Source organism: Niabella yanshanensis (assembly GCF_034424215.1).
Taxonomy (GTDB): Bacteria; Bacteroidota; Bacteroidia; order Chitinophagales; family Chitinophagaceae; genus Niabella; species Niabella yanshanensis.
The window spans coordinates 277367-296545 of record NZ_CP139960.1; the positions used below are offsets into that span (position 1 = coordinate 277367).

Annotated in this window: 9 protein-coding genes; all 9 read left to right on the forward strand. The window is 42.9% G+C overall.

Going from position 1 to position 19179, the window contains the following annotated elements:
- Positions 1-116: 116 nt before the first annotated feature.
- The 9 genes from U0035_RS00980 to U0035_RS01020 all read left to right on the forward strand — a co-directional run bounded on the left by U0035_RS00980 (position 117) and on the right by U0035_RS01020 (position 19162).
- Positions 117-3317, forward strand: coding sequence for a SusC/RagA family TonB-linked outer membrane protein (locus U0035_RS00980; RefSeq protein WP_114792645.1), 3201 nt, complete (start codon positions 117-119; stop codon positions 3315-3317).
- Between the two features lie 11 nt (positions 3318-3328).
- Positions 3329-5149 (forward strand): RagB/SusD family nutrient uptake outer membrane protein, encoded by a 1821-nt coding sequence (locus U0035_RS00985; protein WP_114792646.1) that lies wholly within the window; start codon positions 3329-3331, stop codon positions 5147-5149.
- Between the two features lie 626 nt (positions 5150-5775).
- Positions 5776-8925 carry a SusC/RagA family TonB-linked outer membrane protein gene (locus U0035_RS00990; RefSeq protein WP_114792647.1) on the forward strand — a complete coding sequence of 1050 codons (3150 nt, stop codon included), beginning with the start codon at positions 5776-5778 and terminating at the stop codon, positions 8923-8925.
- A 12-nt stretch (positions 8926-8937) separates the two neighbouring features.
- Positions 8938-10833, forward strand: a complete 1896-nt coding sequence (locus tag U0035_RS00995; protein ID WP_114792648.1) for a RagB/SusD family nutrient uptake outer membrane protein — start codon at positions 8938-8940, stop codon at positions 10831-10833.
- 8 nt (positions 10834-10841) lie between these two features.
- Positions 10842-13709, forward strand: coding sequence for a SusC/RagA family TonB-linked outer membrane protein (locus tag U0035_RS01000; protein WP_327138715.1), 2868 nt, complete (start codon positions 10842-10844; stop codon positions 13707-13709).
- A gap of 93 nt (positions 13710-13802) precedes the next feature.
- Positions 13803-15590: a RagB/SusD family nutrient uptake outer membrane protein gene (locus U0035_RS01005; RefSeq protein WP_114792650.1), complete on the forward strand. Its 1788-nt coding sequence runs from the start codon at positions 13803-13805 to the stop codon at positions 15588-15590.
- Positions 15591-15621: 31 nt separating this feature from the next.
- On the forward strand, positions 15622-16602 hold the full coding sequence (locus U0035_RS01010) for a DUF5627 domain-containing protein (protein ID WP_211316527.1): 981 nt from the start codon (positions 15622-15624) through the stop codon (positions 16600-16602).
- Between the two features lie 12 nt (positions 16603-16614).
- The gene (locus tag U0035_RS01015; RefSeq protein ID WP_114792651.1) at positions 16615-18303 is read left to right on the forward strand and encodes an endo-1,4-beta-xylanase; all 1689 of its coding nucleotides are present in this window, start codon (positions 16615-16617) and stop codon (positions 18301-18303) included.
- A 241-nt stretch (positions 18304-18544) separates the two neighbouring features.
- Positions 18545-19162 carry a hypothetical protein gene (locus tag U0035_RS01020; RefSeq protein ID WP_162817987.1) on the forward strand — a complete coding sequence of 206 codons (618 nt, stop codon included), beginning with the start codon at positions 18545-18547 and terminating at the stop codon, positions 19160-19162.
- The last annotated feature ends 17 nt before the right edge of the window (positions 19163-19179 follow it).

Consider the following 19179-nt stretch of genomic DNA (forward strand, 5'->3'; position numbering starts at 1 on the left):
TAATCGTCTGAATGCTTGCTGTATTGATGTAAATGAACCTGTACAAATACCCCGGTTTTCTTCAATTTGATATCTAATAATGCAATCGATTTATTTCACCTTTAAACACTATAACTATGCAAAGCTTGCTATTAAAAGTTACTTCGGTTTTTTTGCGGTGTACCGGGAGACACCATAAACCCCATAAGGTTCCGGCGATCTTGTTTTTATCACTCGTATGTTCAGTTACTTATGCCCAAACCATTCGGGTAACCGGCCGGGTGGTGAATGAAACAGGCGGCTCTATAGTAAATGCCTCTGTTACTGCAAAAGGCACAACCGCCGGCACTACCACTGCCGAAAACGGGCGATTTGAGTTATCAGTGGCTGCCAATGCTACATTGGTCGTTTCATCAGTAGGCTACCGGACCGCTGAAATTGCAGTGAATAACCAGACCGAACTAGCAGTTACTTTGACTGCGGAAACAGCAAATCTGGACAATGTAGTTGTTATAGGATATGGATCGGCCCGCAAAAAGGATGTAACGGGCGCCATAGTATCTGTATCCGGCGAAACGCTCAGAGAGGTTCCTGCGCCCAATATGCTTAACCAGCTAAAAGGCCGTGCTGCCGGCGTTTCTATCGTTAATAACGGATCGACGCCTGGCTCACAGGGCCAGATCCGCATCAGGGGAAATCGCTCTCTTACTACCAGCTCAGGGCAGGCGGATGCGCTGGATGGACCCCTGGTAGTAGTGGATGGTATTCCGTTTGGCGGGTTGAACGATATCAACCCCGATGATATTGCTAATATGGAAATTTTGAAAGACGCTTCTGCTACCGCAATTTTTGGCTCCAGGGGTGCCGGAGGTGTCATATTAATTACCACCAAGCGGGGGAGAACAGGTAAGCCGGTGCTTAGCTATGACGGTTACTATGGCATAACAAAAATTATGAGTAAGTACGACGTAATGAACGGACCGGAGTATGCTCAGTTTAAAGCCGATGCGGCAAAATATAACAGAACCAATCCGGGAACATCAGGGTATTTGCTGACCCAGAAAGAACAGGCCGCACTGGACGCAGGAATATCTACCGATTGGCAGGATCTGATTTACAAAACCGGTTTCATGACGAATCATCAACTGGGCTTGCAGGGTGGAATAGAAAATACCCAGTATTCGTTAGGATTAGGATATTTTAACGAAACAGGCATCATTCCCAACCAGGACTTCCAGCGATTCAATATAAGGGCAACCATAGATCAAAAATTAGGAAAACATGTGAAAATTGGTTTGAATACACTTAACACCTTATCCTATCAGAACAACCCTGGAGGTGGCGGTGTTCCGGGTGGCCTGGTGAGATTAACGCCTCTGGCCCCGGTTTATAACAATGACGGTTCCCTGAACATCAATCCTGCTGATGGCTCTATCGATGCCGCCCAGGTGAACCCCATGACCATTATAACGAAGGAGGATGCTATCCTGGCCCGTACCAGAACACTGAGAACCTTTAATAGCCTGTATGCTGAAGTTAATATCCTTCCGGGCCTGAAGTACCGGTTTAATGCAGGGCTTAATTTTAGCCAGACGAATTACAACGGGTATTCCGGACCGCTTACTTATTTTAATGTAGCAACAATACAGTCGTCCTCAACTGCCGAAATATCCAATACAGAATACTGGGACGTTAATTTTCAAAACCTGATCTATTATGATAAGGTGATCGCCTCAAAGCACCGGATCAATTTTACAGGTCTTTATGAGGTGACAAAAAATCACTCCCTGGGCAGCAGGTTTACGGTAACCGGTGTTCCCGCCGATTATATTAAGACCTCGAATTTTTCACTGGCCGCAGGGCAGCCATTGGCTAATTCCGATTTCGGTAATTCGTTTGTTGAAACGGGACTTCTGTCTTATATGGGTCGGTTGAACTATGGATTTGATGACCGTTATCTTTTAACCTTGACGCTGAGAAGAGATGGCTCCTCTACATTGTCTCCGGGCAATAAGTGGTTTAATTATCCTGCTATTGGCCTGGGATGGAATATTATGGAGGAAGGATTTATGGAAGGAGCAAAAAAAGTGTCTAACCTGAAACTGAGAGGAGGCTGGGGTATTTCCGGTAACAGGAATGTGGGCGCTTATGCAACGCTGGGCGCATTGACGGCAGGTTATTACAACTTCGGAACAGGAACTGCAGGGCAGCAACTGGGGTATACCGTTACAGCGCTTCCCGCTCCTAATCTGGGTTGGCAGTCCACCGCTCAATTTGATATAGGACTTGAATTTGGTCTTTTCGATAACCGCGTCAGTGGTTCAGTAGACTATTATCATCAAAAAACAAAAGACATACTGCTGTCGGTTCCTTTGCCACCCAGTAACGGAGCCGGCTCTACATTAAAGAACCTGGGAAAAACGGAAGGTAAGGGCGTAGAAGCTTCGGTAAGCTTAGATATATTTAGAAGAGAACATGGTTTTAACTGGAGCACCGATTTAATTTATTTCTTCAACAGGGAAAAAATCGTTGAATTAACCACCCCCCAGGAGAAAGAGAATATAGCTGCTGGTTGGTTTGTTGGCCATCCGCTGACAGTGATCTATGATTATAAAAAGACAGGTATATGGCAATTAGGCGATGTAGATAACGGAAGTCTTGCCAGGCAAACCAGCCCGGTACAGTTTCCGGGGCAGATAAGAGTTGAGGATGTGGACGGCAATGGTATTATTGATCCGAAAGACAGGCAGATCCTGGGTAATTTCCAGCCAAAGTGGGAAGGCGGGATCACGAACCGGTTTAGCTATGGCAATTTCGATGCATCTGTTATCATGTACGCGAGGATGGGCATGAAAGTGCTGGTGCCCTATCTTACCGGTAACTCTACCGGTTCGGGCGGTTACGCATTTTTCAACCAAAGCCGGGTGAACCAGGTAAAGGTAGACTACTGGACTGACGATAACCCCACTAATGCCTTTCCTGCACCGGATGCAGGCAGCGCCGTGCAATGGTTTGGCTCAACATTAGGATATTATGACGGTTCATTTATTAAATGCCGTGGTATCAATGTAGGTTATAGTTTTTCTAATAGTCTTGTTAAAAAAATAGGGATCAATAGTGCAAGGGTTTATTTGAATGCTACCAATCCCTTTATCATTTATTCGCCATTGGTAAGATCGGGGCTGGCTATAGATCCGGAAGGAAACGGGTATGCAGGAACCGGTACATTGAATCCGCAGGGTGCCGGTGAACGCGGAACGCCCGAACGGCAAATCGCGGTGAACCTCAACAATCCTCCGGTACGGCAATTTACCCTCGGAGTTAATCTTAAATTTTAAATCTACTACAAATGAAAACGAAATATACCATCATCATTTTATTGGGAGTTTATTGGGTATTTACGGCAGGATGTAAGAAAGTACTGGAAGAGAATCCCGAGTCGATAGTAGTTCCGGGTTACTTTAATAGTCCGGCGGGGGTACTGGGCGGTATCGCCGGTGTTTACAATGATATTCGCTCGCAATGGGGAACCGAAGGGTTTACGAACGAAATGCAGGCCGGAACGGATGAGTTCATCCGGGGTGAAAGCGCAGGCGGAGCAACAGTATTTGATTATAATGGCTTAAATGGCAGCAACTTTGGGGCTGCCTGGGCTATTGCATTTCAGGATATTAATACTATTAATGGTGTTTTACAGTATGCTGAAACAGTTTCACTGAATGAAGATCTCCGGAAACATTATATAGCCCAGGCTAAGTTTTTGCGTGCGTTCTGGTACTTCTATCTGGTACAAACTTTTGGCGACGTACCCCTACATACGGAGTTTATTACAGAGCCTTCCCAGGCAGCATCGCGACAGCCTGTAGCACAGGTATATGAACTGATTCTGAAAGATCTTACTGAAGCGGCAGCTGATTTACCGAATAAGCCAACTGCGCCTTTTTTAGGTAAAGCTGCAACCAAACCGGTAGCTCAGTTCTTATTGGCAAAAGCCTATCTGACAAGGGGATGGCTAACCAACAACCAGGCAGATTTTACACAGGCTTCCACTATTTGTGACAACATTATTGCTGCAAAAGCTGATCATGGGCTTGATTTGTGGGAGGATTTTGGTGATGCTTTTGTACCTGCCAACGACTATGGCAAGGAAACCATGTTTGTCAGTGATCATGTGCTCGACCCCAAGTATGGTTATTATATTGTAGGAGCCGGTGCCAGTGGCGGAGCCGCACAAAATTTGTCTCCCTGGTTCACCAACTGGAATTATCCTAATAACAGCGGTATTAATTCATACGCAAATACGTCCAATGGCAGATTGGTGAATAATGGAACATCAGGAATGATCAGAGACTCCTACTATGGGCGTCCCTATGTAAGAATGCGTCCTAACAGCGCTATATGGACGAGCGGCGCCAATTCGGGTAAAAATTACTTTTTAGATCAGGCTTTTGTACGCAGGGATGTGGATTCCCGTTATAGCAACAGCTTTTACTCTGTATATATATCGAATACCGCGATTACCAACAATGCCAGTGCTGCTAACAATGCCCGGGGTATTACTTATACGACACAGCCTGGCGTTGATACAGCTGTTTGGCTGCCGGATTTCGACGTGCCCGGGGCTCCGCAGTTTGTGGGTTCCAGGCCATTCAAGGGGATCGTGGTGCCGCCAAAATTCTGGCACACAGGTATTTTTCCTGCTCTTAAAAAATTCATGGATCCAAGCCGGGGAGCTAATTTCAATGACCCGTCTACAAGGCCCTGTGTTTTATACAGGTTTTCCGATGTGTACCTGACAGGAGCTGAAGCCTATTTTAAAGCAGGCAACACGCTTAAAGCAGCTGAGCTGATTAATGTGGTTCGCAAAAGAGCCGCTTTCCGCAAGTCTAATAGTGCGTCTCAGAATACTGCTGCTGCCAATGCCATGACGATTTCGGCAACCGACGTAACATTGGATTTTATACTGGACGAAAGAAGCCGCGAGTTCTTCGGAGAGTGGCAGCGTTGGCATGACCTGGTGCGCACCCGCTCGCTGGTAAGACGGGTACAGGCCTGGAACCCCGAGGCGGCTCCTTATATCAAGGACTTTCACCAGTTAAGACCCATACCCCAGGCCCAGATAGACCGTGTTACCGAGGGGCCTCCCTTCCCCCAGAATCCTAATTACTAGTGATACTGATATAAAGCCGCCCTGCCCGGGCGGCTTTTTTTTGCCCACCCATAGCCGGATTATGCAAACGATTTAAAGCATTATTGAAAAAAGGGCTCAAGGTTCGCCTTCTGAATGGCATCAACAAGCTGTAAAATATTAATTCTTGCAGTAAAATGCAATCGGTTTTATGTAATAGCTGTTAAAACGATTTTGCATATTTTAATCATAAGTTACTTTTAATCAATTTTATATGAATGTATGGTTGAAGAATATTTTTTAAATAATAAAAAACAATAAAAAAAATTACAATCGATTGTATTTTTTGTTAAAATGTCTTAACTTAGCGGTATAATTGTTTTAATGACATTTATAGTAACGGTTGTTTTAGCTAAATATGGCTGCTTATCGAATGCGAAAGATGGTATCCTCGTATTACTGCCTTAATACTAAAATCAATAGTTGTTGTTCATTAGATTTTTGAATTCTAACGGGCTTTGGGCTCATCGTATAAATCCTTAATGATAAATCATGATTAAGTACAAAACTTTAAATGACAGGGTGATTTGGGAGGTATTTTCACCCGTGTAATTCTATTGCTAAAGTATTGCCATTGATAAAACGAATGTTTCAAACATAAATATGATATGAAAAAATACAGTTCCAGTTGGTTTCAAATCAAAAATGATTTAACCTCTGTTTATTTCCAGAAAAGACTTCTTATAACTGCTCTTGTGATATTATTAAATACTGTGTTTGCGCTCGCTCAAACCAGTATAAAAGTTACAGGTAAAGTTCTTGATCAGAAAGGGGAACCTATGATTGGGGCAAGCATTACGCAACAGGGCGGTAGTATATCCACTTCAAGCGACAAGAACGGTTCATTTACGCTTAATGTAAAAAATACCGATTCTGATTTAATTGTTACGTCGGTAGGTTATACAACAAAAAATGTATCCATTAAAAATACTCAAACAAATATTGTGGTTAGGCTGGAGTTGAATGACCCTCAGGCTTTAGAGGATATTGTGGTAGTTGGATATGGTAAACAAAAAAAGGAAAGTGTTCTGGGCGCTGTTTCTCAAATTACCAGTGAGGTTTTGGAACGAGCGGGAGGTGTTACTAATTTAGGTATGGCCCTTACGGGTACATTGCCTGGCTTGGTAACCACAGCGTCTTCAGGTATGCCAGGTGAAGAGTCACCCCAAATAGTAATACGTGGGCAAACCTCCTGGAATAGCAGCGCTCCTTTGGTACTAATAGATGGGATAGAGCGTGATATGAATGCAATTGATATTTCTTCAGTTGAAAGCATCAGCGTTTTAAAAGATGCTTCCGCTACAGCTGTATTTGGTGTAAAGGGTGCAAACGGAGTTATATTAATCACTACGAAACAAGGTAAGGCAGGGAAAGCCAATATTCGCATCAGGTCGAATATGACCATGAAGGTTGCCTCAAAATTGCCGGAGAAATTTGATTCTTACGACGCTTTGCTTATACGCAATCAGGTTATCAGAAATGAACTGCTCTATAATGCTAATGCCTGGGGTGGATACAAGCCTCTGGAAATAATCGACAAATACAGAAACCCGTTAAATACAGACGAATGGGACAAATATCCTAATGTAGACTGGGTGAAGGAGCTGTTCAAAAGCCATGCAATGGCATACAATACCAGTGCTAATGTTTCAGGGGGCACCAATTTTGTTACCTACTTTGCCGGTGTTGATTTTGTAACGGAAGGTGATTTGTTTAAAGTAGTTGGCAATAACCGGGGATACCAGGCAGGATATAGTTATAACCGTATCAATGCACGTAGTAATCTGGATTTTAATCTTACAAAAACTACTAAATTAACCACTCGTTTGTTTGGTTCTAACGGGGCACGTAAGTTCCCCCGGACAGCTTCCGATCCTTGGCGTTCAGCCTATCGCACATCACCTGATGCCATGCGACCCATATATTCTAACGGTATTTGGGGCTATTACGATCCGCGCAATTTCGATGTACCTAATACTGTATATGAACTATCAACTTCGGGTACCAGTAAAACGACATCCAACCAGCTCACCACAGATTTTGTGCTGCAGCAGGATTTAAAAATGCTTACGAATGGTCTTTCTCTAAGGCTTAACTATTCGGTGGACAACACCTTTCAGGAAACCAACAGAGGAGTGGATGATGCAAATAATCCGGCCCAGCGTATTTGGTATAATCCTGATACGGACGTTTTCGAAGTTATCCTTCAAACAAAACCTGTAGACGGATGGGAATTGCCTTTGAATAAAGTAACATGGGCTCTTAATGAAGGAAGTGTCAATTCAGGCGCTACCTACAGGCGTTTGAACTATGCAGCTCAATTAAATTATGCGCGTAAGTTTGGCAAACATGATGTAACCGGTACCGGTGTTTTCATGAGGGAAAGGTTCGTTACCGGTAGCGCATGGAATACTTTTAGGGAAGACTGGGTGTTCCGTGCCACCTACGGATACGATAACCGCTATTTGTTAGATGCCAATGGTGCATACAATGGTTCAGAAAAATTCGGACCTGGTTACCGGTTTGACTTTTTCCCTTCGGTTGCACTTGGCTGGAATATCAGCAACGAAAAATTTATGAAGAGTGCGACCTTCATCAATTTTTTGAAGCTTAGAGGTTCCTGGGGTTTGATTGGTGATGACAGGGCTGGGGAAAGGTGGCTTTATCAAAGTATAATTAATTCGGGAGGTAATGCATTAATGGGCACTCCTCCCGCTAATACACCGTACTCATTCTTTTCATATGGCAGATTTGGAAATCCAGATATGGCCTGGGAGAATGCTGAAAAAAGAAACATAGGTCTGGAATATAGCGTTTGGAACAGAAAAATATCAGGTAGTGTGGATTTTTTCAATGAGGATAGAACGGATATTATTAATACCACCCCTCTTGTGCCTTCTTACTTCGGAGCTTCTCTGCCTCCACTCAATTGGGGTAGGGTAAAATCCAGCGGATATGAATTCGAACTTAGGTTTAACCACAGCTTTGTAAATGGAATCAGGGTATGGGCTAATACCAATTATACCCATGCTATGAACAAGGTTATTATTCGAAATGATACTGAGTTAGAACCAACTTATCAAAAAGACGCCGGGTATCCAATAGGCCAGGTAAGGTCACATTTAGATTACGGATACTTACGAAGTTGGGATGATATTTATGGAAGCACTGCGAAACTCAGTCCCTCTACGCAGAATAAACTGCCCGGAGATTTTAATATTATCGATTATAATGCTGATGGCATTATTGATGATAACGATGTGGTTCCTTATGGATATACAGGTACGCCTCAGAACACTTACAATGCTACGATAGGTGCTGAGTGGAAAGGGCTTAGCTTCTTTGTGCAGTTTTATGGTGTTAACAATGTTACCCGCTATGTAGAGTTCCCTTCTTTGCATAACGCGTCTAACATAGTTTATGTAGAAGGTGATTACTGGAACAAAAACACAGGAGCCGGGACACCACTGCCCCGCTGGTCAGTTCTGGGCTCAACAGGGGGAAATGGTACGCGTTACCAGTACGATGGTTCTTACATACGATTGAAGAATGCTGAGCTGGGTTATACTTTTAGCGGAAACGTTATAAATAAAATGGGTATGAGGTCCTGCAAGCTATTTTTAAACGGGAACAATTTGCTTCTATGGACGAAAATGCCTGACGACCGGGAATCCAATTTTGCTACCGGGGGCAACTCAAGTAACGGTGCTTACCCTACTATGAGGCGTTTTAACCTGGGTATTGATATAAATTTTTAAAAGTACTGGAATATGAAAAAAGAATTCAGAAAAATAGTATTGTCGTTTTTGATATTTGCAGCGCTGGTTTGGGCACTAACCTCCTGCGAAAAGTATCTCGACCGTCCGGGACCAGCAGTAATACCGGAAGAGGAAATGTTTAAAAATTTCCGAAACTTTCAGGGCTTTGTTGAGGAACTCTACAACTGTATTCCAAACATGTCAAGCCATGACTATCACAATAGCTGGAACTACGGCGAGGATGAATACTGGGAGTATGGAATTACTTACCCTTTTGCTTTTAAAATAGACCAGGGTGATTATTGGGCTTGGACCTACGAAGGTACGGGATGGTTTTTACCCGACAGGGGTGGTGCCGGAAGTCAAAACCGTAACGATAAGAAAAAATTATGGGGACACTCCTGGTATGGCATCCGCAAAATAAATTCAGGTTTGGTTAACCTCGACAAACTGGTAGGGGCTACAACAGAAGAGAAAAACCTTTTAGCGGGCCAACTCTACTTCTTCAGGGGATGGTTTCATTTCATGCTCATGCAGTACTGGGGAGGTTTGCCTTACATTTCTACCGAGTTGCCTATTAATGAACCTCCAAGACTACCACGTCTGAGTTACCAGGCTACGGCAGATAGCGTAGCAAAGGATTTTGAGAGAGCCGCCGATCTGCTGCCTGTAAATTGGGATGAAACTACCGTAGGCAAGCAAACATTGGGCAACAACAATATCCGTATTAACAAAGTGATGGCATTAGCCTACCTGGGTAAGAACCTGCTTTGGGCGGGTAGCCCTCTGATGAACAGGGAATCTGGTGGAGGCGCCACCTATAGCACCGACTATTGCAAACGGGCTTCAGACGCTTTTGCTCAGGCTTTGCAGATTGTTGAGTCCACAGGACGGTATAAACTGGCAGAGTTTTCTCAGTACAGAGAATTATTTTATACCTGGAGGCAAAGCAGCAAAGTGCCAGGTTTACAGGAGGCCATCTTTTATGAGAACCTTACTGCTAACAATGTAGGCTCTTTCCGCTGGAATCAGGTAAATGACTATAGACCCAATGCTATCAATAATTCAGGCGTAAAGGTATATCCAACCGCCAATTACGTTAGTTACTATGGTATGGCTAACGGAATGCCGATAAAAGATCCCGCAGTAGCCGATCCCGAGTCGGGTTATGATCCTACGCATCCGTGGAGAAATAGAGATCCGCGCTTTTATAACGATATCATTTACGACGGAGTACAATGTGTTAAAAATGCTTCTGCTGTAGGGAATAATTTGAAACGCCAGTACGCCAGCCTGTACACCGGCGGTTATTATAGAACAGACAGTAAACCCAAGGAAGCGATAACCGGATTTTTGAACAAAAAATTCACCGATCAATATATGAATGATTGGGATGGTTATAAAGATGATAACTCTTTGGTATTAAGTTTTATGCGCCTGGCTGATGTGTATTTGATGTATGCCGAAGCTACAGCCAACGGGTATGGTAGCCCTCAAAGCAGCGCTCCGGGTTACAGTCTCTCTGCTGTAGAAGCAATAAATAAAATACGTTTGAGAGCGGGGGTTGGAGAAGTAAATGCCAAATTTTTAGGCTCCACATCTGAGTTTATGAATGAGCTGAGACGTGAAAGAGCGGTAGAATTGGCTTTTGAAGGACATCGGTTTGTTGATCTCAGAAGATGGTTGCTGCTAACGCAACGCCCTTACACATATAAAAAACGGGTGGAATTCGACCGTGTAACGCCTGAGAATCAAATTTATGCCGATCCTAAAAACGCAGAAGTGAGGAATTACCGGGAGACGGTAATTATTGAAAGACAGTTACAGGACAGACACTACTGGTTTCCGTTCACGAGAGACGATGTGAATCAGTATGAAGATTTTAAACAAAATCCAGGTTGGAATTAAAAAAAGAAATGATGAAAAATAACATAAAACTGTATTGTCTTTTTTTCACGGCTTGGCTTGCGGGAGCATCAAATGCAAACGCGCAGGATTTGGAAATACTCGACAGTACAAAATTGAGGCAGGAAGACAGTCTTGTTAACGTAGCTTTTGGAAAGGTAGCCCCAAAAGATCTGTTGGGAGGCGTATCCTCCGTAAATATTTCTAAGTTGCTGGAAAAAAGCTATGGAACCTATAGTTTGGAAAACCTGCAAAGTTTTGTTGGAGGCTACACCGGAAGCGTGTGGGGGCAGAATGCCTTGGTAATTATAGACGGTGTGCCTCGCAGGGCGGAGGATGTGCGGATGGTGGAAGTGGAATCTGTATCTGTGCTTAAAGGAGCAAGTGCAGTTGCATTATATGGTAGTAATGCTGCTAAAGGTGTAATATTAATTACCACCAGGCGTGGTGAGCAACGACCCCTTACAATTGATGTACGTGCCAATACAGGTGTTAACGTACCTAAAAGATATGCAGAGTATTTGAATGCCGCAGAATACATGACTTTGTATAACGAAGCTTCAAGAAATGATGGGGTAACACAGATATATTCTCCAGAACTGATCTATAATACAGCGTCAGGTTCGAATCCTTACCGGTATCCCGATTTGAAATTTTTCACTTCTGATTATCTGAAAAAGGGGTTTTCGAGGTCAGATATTACTACTGAAATTCATGGCGGTAACGAGCGCACCCGCTACTACAGCAACATTGGTCTTTCTCATAACGGCAGCATTTTGAATTATGGCGATGCCAGGAACAACAATGATGTAGTCTTGAACATAAGAGGTAACGTAGATATGACATTAACCAAATGGCTTTCTGCATATACCAATGCAGTGGCAGGCCTTAGCAATAACTACACGGCACGTGGCGATTTTTGGGGGGCAGCCGCGTCTATGTGGCCCAACAGGATGTCTCCTTTTATTCCTATTGATCAGTTAGATCCAACTAATCCTGATTTACAAACCATAGTACAAAACAGTAAGCATATTATTGATGGAAAGTACCTTTTAGGTGGTATTTCTACCAATACTACCAATGCTTTTTCCGATATGCTTCGGGCTGGTTATATCAAGTATAGAAATAGAACCTTTATGTTTGACGTGGGCACAAAAGCGGATTTGGGGTCGTTAATGAAGGGGTTAAGTTTCCAGGCTAGTTATAATATGGATTATACTTATCTCTATAACGAAGCGTACAGGCTCGATTACGCCACTTTTGCGCCTACATGGTCTGATATCGACGGCCAGCCTGCCATGATTACCGGACTCAGCCAATTTGGACTGGACGGGAACCAGACGAATGAATACATTGGTGAAAATACGTATACAGCAACTATGTCTGCCAGAGGGCAGTTTGACTATCAACGCTCTTTTGCCGGCGGACATAATGTTATGGGTAAGTTACTTGCGTGGGGGTACCAGGCACGTGTGGCAAGAGATGAAGGGCATGAGGGTAGTGTGTATCACCCAACCAGAAACACGAATTTGGGTTTCCAGGCAGCCTATAATTTCAAGCAGAAATATTATTTCGATTTTTCTGCCGCCGCAGTTCATTCTGCCAAGCTGCCTCCGGGAAAAAGAGATGCGATTTCGCCAACAGTTACCCTGGGATGGCGTGTGAGTGATGAAAACTTTTTTAAAAATGATGTGGTGACGAATCTGAAGCTATTTGCATCCTACGGTTCTTTGAAACAAGATATAGATATTAGCGATTATTATTTGTACCAGGGATATTTTAATCCCAAAGGTTGGTATGGAGATTGGCCGGTAGGTGCAGGAACCTGGCGTACGATTATAAGCCGCGGTAGCAATTTCGACCTCACTTACATTGAGAGAAAGGAGTTTAGAGCAGGTTTTGAAGCTTCATTTTTCGGTAATGTTGTCAATTTAGAAGCCAACTATTTCCAGCAAAATACCAACGGCCTGCTGAGTCAAACATCTTCTTTATTTCCCTCCTATTTCTCCGGCGGGAACAGCTTTTCCCTGCTTCCCTGGGTAAACTACAATAATGAGCAACGTAAGGGGCTTGATTTTTCGGTAAATATGAACAAGAAGTTTGGAGAAGTTAGCACTTCCTTGGGATTGGCCGGTATGTTCTTTAATTCAGAAGTATTGAAAAGAGACGAGGTATACAACAACGATTATTTGTATCGTGCAGGAAGACCTCTCGACGCTTCTTTTGCGCTGATTGCAGAAGGTATTTTCCAGAACCAGGAAGAGATCGACAATCATGCGAGACAAACTTTCAGTGCCTACAAGCCAGGAGATATTAAATATAAAGATGTAAACGGCGATGGTATAATAGATAACAACGATCAGGTGCAACTGGGGAAAGCCGGTTGGGGTGCCAATCCTTTTACTTTTGGTGTAAACCTTACAGTTAATTGGAAACGATTTACATTGTTTGCACTGGGATCGGGTAATACAGGCGCCGTCGCATATAAAAGCGGAAGTTATTTTTGGGTAAATGGTGCAACCAAATATTCTGATGTTGTATTAGGCCGTACAATTATCGATAAAAACGCAAATGGTAGTTGGGAAGTTGTAAAGCAAGGGTCCTACCCGGCGCTGACAACAACGGGCAACAGCAATAATTTTAGAAATTCAACTTATTGGATGTATAAAACAGATCGCTTCAATCTTACCCGTGTGCAGCTTACCTACGATTTAGATCAGAGATTGTTTAAAAACTCATCATTTCTGCATGCTTTGAAAATATACGTTCAGGGTGATAACCTCCTGGTTTTGGCTAAGGAGCGTGCATTGATGGAAACCAATTTTGGCGGCGGGCCACAGTATAGGTTCTATAACCTGGGAGTTAAAGCAACTTTTTAATAGGTAAAATAAATGGAAATGGAGTAAAATGAACCTTTTTCTTTTCATAATGAACGGAATTGTGTGAATTTTCAAACAATAAAAATTTAACAGATGAAATCTAAAATATTAATAGCCGGCTTTATCGCGTTTTCGGCTTTGACAGGCTGTGAGAAATTGCTTGATCCCGATACTGAAAACCTCCCCGGAATTGAGGCTATGTATCAGGATACCGAGTATGCAAGAGGGCTGATTTTAAGTGCTTACCTCGCTGTTCCGGGCTACTATGATAATAGTGAATACGCAACAGACGATGCCGTTACGAACGATCGAAATAACAACTTTTTACAGTTGGCTACCGGCTCTTGGACTTCCGCCAACAATCCGTTCAATGTATGGAACAGTGCATATAGCTCCATCGAGTACCTGAATCTGTTTTTGCAGAACTCGCAGAAAGTTACCTGGTCTATATTGGATCCTGTTCTTTCTGAGTTTTATAACATGAAATTCAGGGGTGAGGCTTATGGTCTGCGTGCGATGTATATGTATTATTTGCTGAGAAATCACGGTGGATATACAGCTGATGGGCAACTGGCGGGAGTACCTATTTTAACGGAATTTGTAGATGCTAATTCTAGTTTTAACACGCCGCGTTCCAGCTTCGAAGATTGTATAGCTCAAATTTATAAGGACTTGGACAGCGCCGAAGCTTATTTACCCGTCGAGTATGGAGCGATAGCTGCCGGAGGTACTATTCCGGCACGTTTCAGTGCTATACTTGACAAGGCGCCCGAAAGTAAGCGTAGAGAGATATATAATTATGTGATGGGAGATAGGCAAAGATCTTTATTTAATGGACTTATTTCCAGGTCTTTCAGAGCCAGGACTGCGCTTTTAGCGGCTAGTCCAGCGTTTTTAAACGGTGCAAGTAATAGCTGGCATACAGCAGCCGATGCAGCAGCCGTAATCATAGATCATAAGGGTGGAGTGGGTTCGCTACCTGCTACCGGGGGTACCTATTATGCTAATGATGCGGAATTAAGTAGTGTATCGAACGGGGTGCTCCCTCCGGAGTATATTTGGAGTAAAAATCTACAAACGAATACTAGCGATCAGGAGGCCCTGTACTTTCCTCCTTCTCTCTTTGGGTCTGGTAGAATGAATCCTACCCAAAACCTGGTAGACGCCTTTCCTATGCTTAATGGCTATCCCATTGATAATAGCAGTAGCGGCTACGATGCCGGTAGTCCCTATACCAATAGGGATCCTCGTTTAGCAAGATATATTGTTTATGACGGAAGTGCCATGGGGATCAACAATACCGTTATTCGCACAGGTAGTGGCTCAGGAACCGATGATGGTTTATTGCGTCGCGAAACGTCTACCCGCACAGGCTATTATATGAAGAAGAGATTACGAATGGATGTCAATCCGAATCCTGCATCTACAGTAGGTAAAAACCACCTGGAGCCTCGTATTCGCTATACAGAAATGTATCTTAACTATGCTGAGGCGGCGAACGAAGCCTGGGGGCCAACAGGAACAAGTAGTCACGCTTATTCTGCTTACGACGTCATTAAAGCCATTCGCAGGAGAGCAGGGATAGGACTTCAAAATGGAGACGCTTATCTGGAGGAATGTGCGTCTGATAAAAATAAGATGCGCGAATTGATCCGAAATGAGCGTCGTATTGAATTAAGCTTTGAAAGCTTCCGGTTTTGGGATTTGCGTCGCTGGAAATTAAATCTAAACCAGACGGCTCGTGGGTTAGATGTAGACGGTTCTTCGTTTACTCCCATTGAGGTGGAACGCAGAAGCTATCAGGATTACATGTACTATGGACCGTTACCTCTTTCAGAAGTACTTAAATATAGCAATCTGAAACAAAATGCCGGCTGGTAGTTTTTTGCTTAAAACTTTTAAAAAACAGAAGATGAAAACAAAAAGAATATATCTGTACATGATGGCAACCATGGCTACATTAGTACTTGCATGTAATAAAAATGCTGATACCGACTGGCCGGACTTTGATTATACATCTGTGTATTTTTCTTATCAGGCGGTTGGTCGCACGATTACGTTTGGTAAAGAGGAACTCATTGATAATGCTTTAGACAACGAACGTAAGGTGGAAATTAAAGCAGCTCTGGGTGGCACCCGCGACAACAAAGCAAACGTATCTATAGGTTATGCGGTAGATGAGTCGCTTTTACAAAATAAGTATTTCGACGATGCTTACGGTGGCGGAAAAATGGTATTGCTGCCCTCAACGCATTACAATTTCCTTTCTGACCAAATGAAGATTCCCGCTGGAAGTATTTTAAACGGAGTTCAGGTTCAGTTCACCGATGCTTTTTTTGCAGACCCTGACGCTATAAAAAGCCATTACGTGATACCGTTGAAAATGGTTTCAGTTCAGAATGCAGACTCAATTTTGTCGAATAAAAACTATGTACTGTATGGGGTGAAGTTTGTGAACAAATGGCATGGAAACTACTTGCGCCGCGGAAAGGACAATGTTACCTATGCTGATGCAAGTACTGCTACAGTGGTACGACATGCACAGTATCGCAAAGATGATGAGTTGAGAAAGCTCTCAACGGTTTCCCTTCAGGCAATTAATTTCCCGATAACTTATAAAGACAAAACGGGAACCAATGTGCAGTGTACCTTACGCCTTACGTTCGATAATTCTGGCAATTGTACTGTTACTTCTGCAACCGCAGGTGTTACCGCAAGCGGATCGGGTTCTTTTAAAGAAAATGGCGAAACGATGGATGGCAAACAGAAGGATGGACTGTATCTTAATTATCAGGTGTCAGCGCCCGGCATCAACAGTGTTACAACGCTCGACACGCTTATTATCCGGGATCGTGCGGTGTCAGCTGAATTCCAACCTGCAGTTACAAAATAAAAAAGTATTGAAATGAGAAAAATAATTACCAATTACTCCGGAGCAGCTTTTTCAGCAATAATGCTTTTCATAGCAGCAGGATGTGCAAAATTCTCCGACCGGGAATTTGCAGTGGATAAGCCCGAGAGCATACTTAATCAGGAAGCAATTAACTCTTTGCCTAGCTTAAAATCTTTAATTAATAAAACCGCAAGCCCTAATTTCAGGTTGGGAACAGTGGTTCCGGCAAATACCTATCAAACGGGTGGGAGTGCTATTTTTAAAATAGCGGATAGAAATTTTGATGAAGTAGTTTTGGAAACAGAGATGAAGCATGGCTCTATCGTTCAGGCTAACGGATCTCTAAATATTTCGGGTGTAAAACAATTTGTTGATTTTGCGGCGAAAAATAATGTCAATGTTTATGGCCAGGCACTTACGCATCACCTTAATCAAAACGCCACTTATCTCAACGAAAAGCTTAAGGGCGTTAGTGGCACTACGAAGATAAATTTTGATAATGATGCCACTGGTCAGGTTTACGGAATGACAGGCAATAGTTCTGCCGAAGTAACTGCAGATCCCGATGGCGTAACACCTGGTAAAGTACTTAGGGTTGGGACTACTGCTTTAAATACCAATCAGTCTTTTGTCAAAATTCCTGTCACATTACCTGCTGGTATTAAATTGAGGCATTGTGCTTCTGTAACACTTGATATTTATATAATAAATGGCATTTTCGGGCAAGGTATGCGTTTGGGGCTGGTCAATAACACTGATTTAAGTCGCAATGCAACTTATAATAGTCCTGCTGGATTTGGTGCTTCGGCTAATTCGTGGCTTCGCGGTAAAGTAATTATGCCTATTGCAAATCTAAACCTTACCGAGGCAGAAAAAGAGTTATCAACTTTTACAATTTACACAGGATCGGCTACAGGAGCGGGGCTATATTATATTGATAATGTGATTTTTTCCTGGAATGCTGAAAAAACAGCCGAGGAAAAAAATACCATTGTTTCCGGAGAATTGAACCGTTTCATCTCGGGTATTGTAGACTCTACTAAATCAGTAGTGAAAGCATGGGATGTGGTAAAAGATCCAATCGATGATAATAATCCTACCCAATTAAAAACCGGAATTGGAAAATCGCAGGGGGCTAATGAGTTTTATTGGCAGGATTATATGGGTACAAACTACGCTGTAAAAGCCTTCCAATATGCGAGGCAGCATATTAATAGCGGAGATAAACTATTTATTAGTGATAATGGTCTCGAAAGTAACCTGGCTAAATGCAGTGGATTGATCAACTATGTTCAGAATATAGAAAGCCAGGGAGCGGTTGTGGATGGTATTTCAACTCAGATGCATATCAGCATTACAACGGATAAAAGTAATATTGCCCAACACTTTAGTCTTTTAGCAGCAACTCAGAAGCTGATTAGAATTTCTGAATTATATGTTAGCCTTAACGGTACTACCACTTCGTCTGCAACTGCTGCACAGCTACAGGCCCAGGCCGAGATGTACAAGTATGTTATCGAAAAGTACTTTGAATTGGTACCGGCTGCGCAACGCTATGGCATCACATTCTGGAGTCCTCAGGACAGACCTTCAGGTGCCGCATGGTTAGCTAATCAGCCATTAGGTATTTGGAATGGACAATGGGTAAGGAAAATTGCTTATAAAGCAGTAGTTGAAGCGCTGCAGGCAAAGGCTAAATAAACGATCGTTATCTAGCATTAAACAGTACTTACTACTTTTAACTTGTTTGGAAACCTCCACCCTCTGTAGCTGGGGCGGTGGAGGTTTCTATTAAAACCTATCTGCTAAAAATTATCACCAAATGGGGAAGCGAGTTATACGTGCATTATTTTTTTTGCTGCCACTATTTTCTAAAGGTCAGTCCTTCCTTAATGATCAGTTGTCCCCAAGCATCGTGCCGCATAAAGTTGAAAAAGCATACTTGAGTTATATCAGGGATGGTGCAGCTTTTTTCAACGGCCCTGTATATACCGAGTACGGGCATTTATATGCCGAAGGAACTCCGTATTTCAGGAATGCAAATATCACCGAAGGAAAAGTTGTATTTGACGGCCTCTTGCATGAGGGAAGGTTTTTGATTTTTGATGTATTACAGCAGAAGCTGGTAACAAAAACACTTTCGGGTGGTGAGCTCTTTGAAGTGTCAATTCCATCAGTTACCGCATTTGAAATTGGGGACGTCCGTTTTGTTAAACTGAACATTTCGGCCAAGTCGGATATGTTACCTGGCTTTTATGAAGTACTGTTTAAAGGTTCAAAAATTCAGCTACTCTGCAAGCAGCAAAAGGAGTTAGTTGAGGAGATGATAGGAACAAGTTTAAAAAAGTCTTTGCTGGACAAAGAAAAATATTACGTTCAATATAATGGAGATTACTATGCCATTACTAACCGGAGGAGTTTGTATAAGGCTTTTCCTGCTGCTCGGGATGAATTGAAGAAAGTAGCTCGTAGCAGCAATCTGAATTTTAAAACAGATCTGCGTACTGCTCTGATCGAAACCGTAAAGCATCTCAACGATTCATCAATTTCTCAATTATAATTTTGAAAACTAGAATT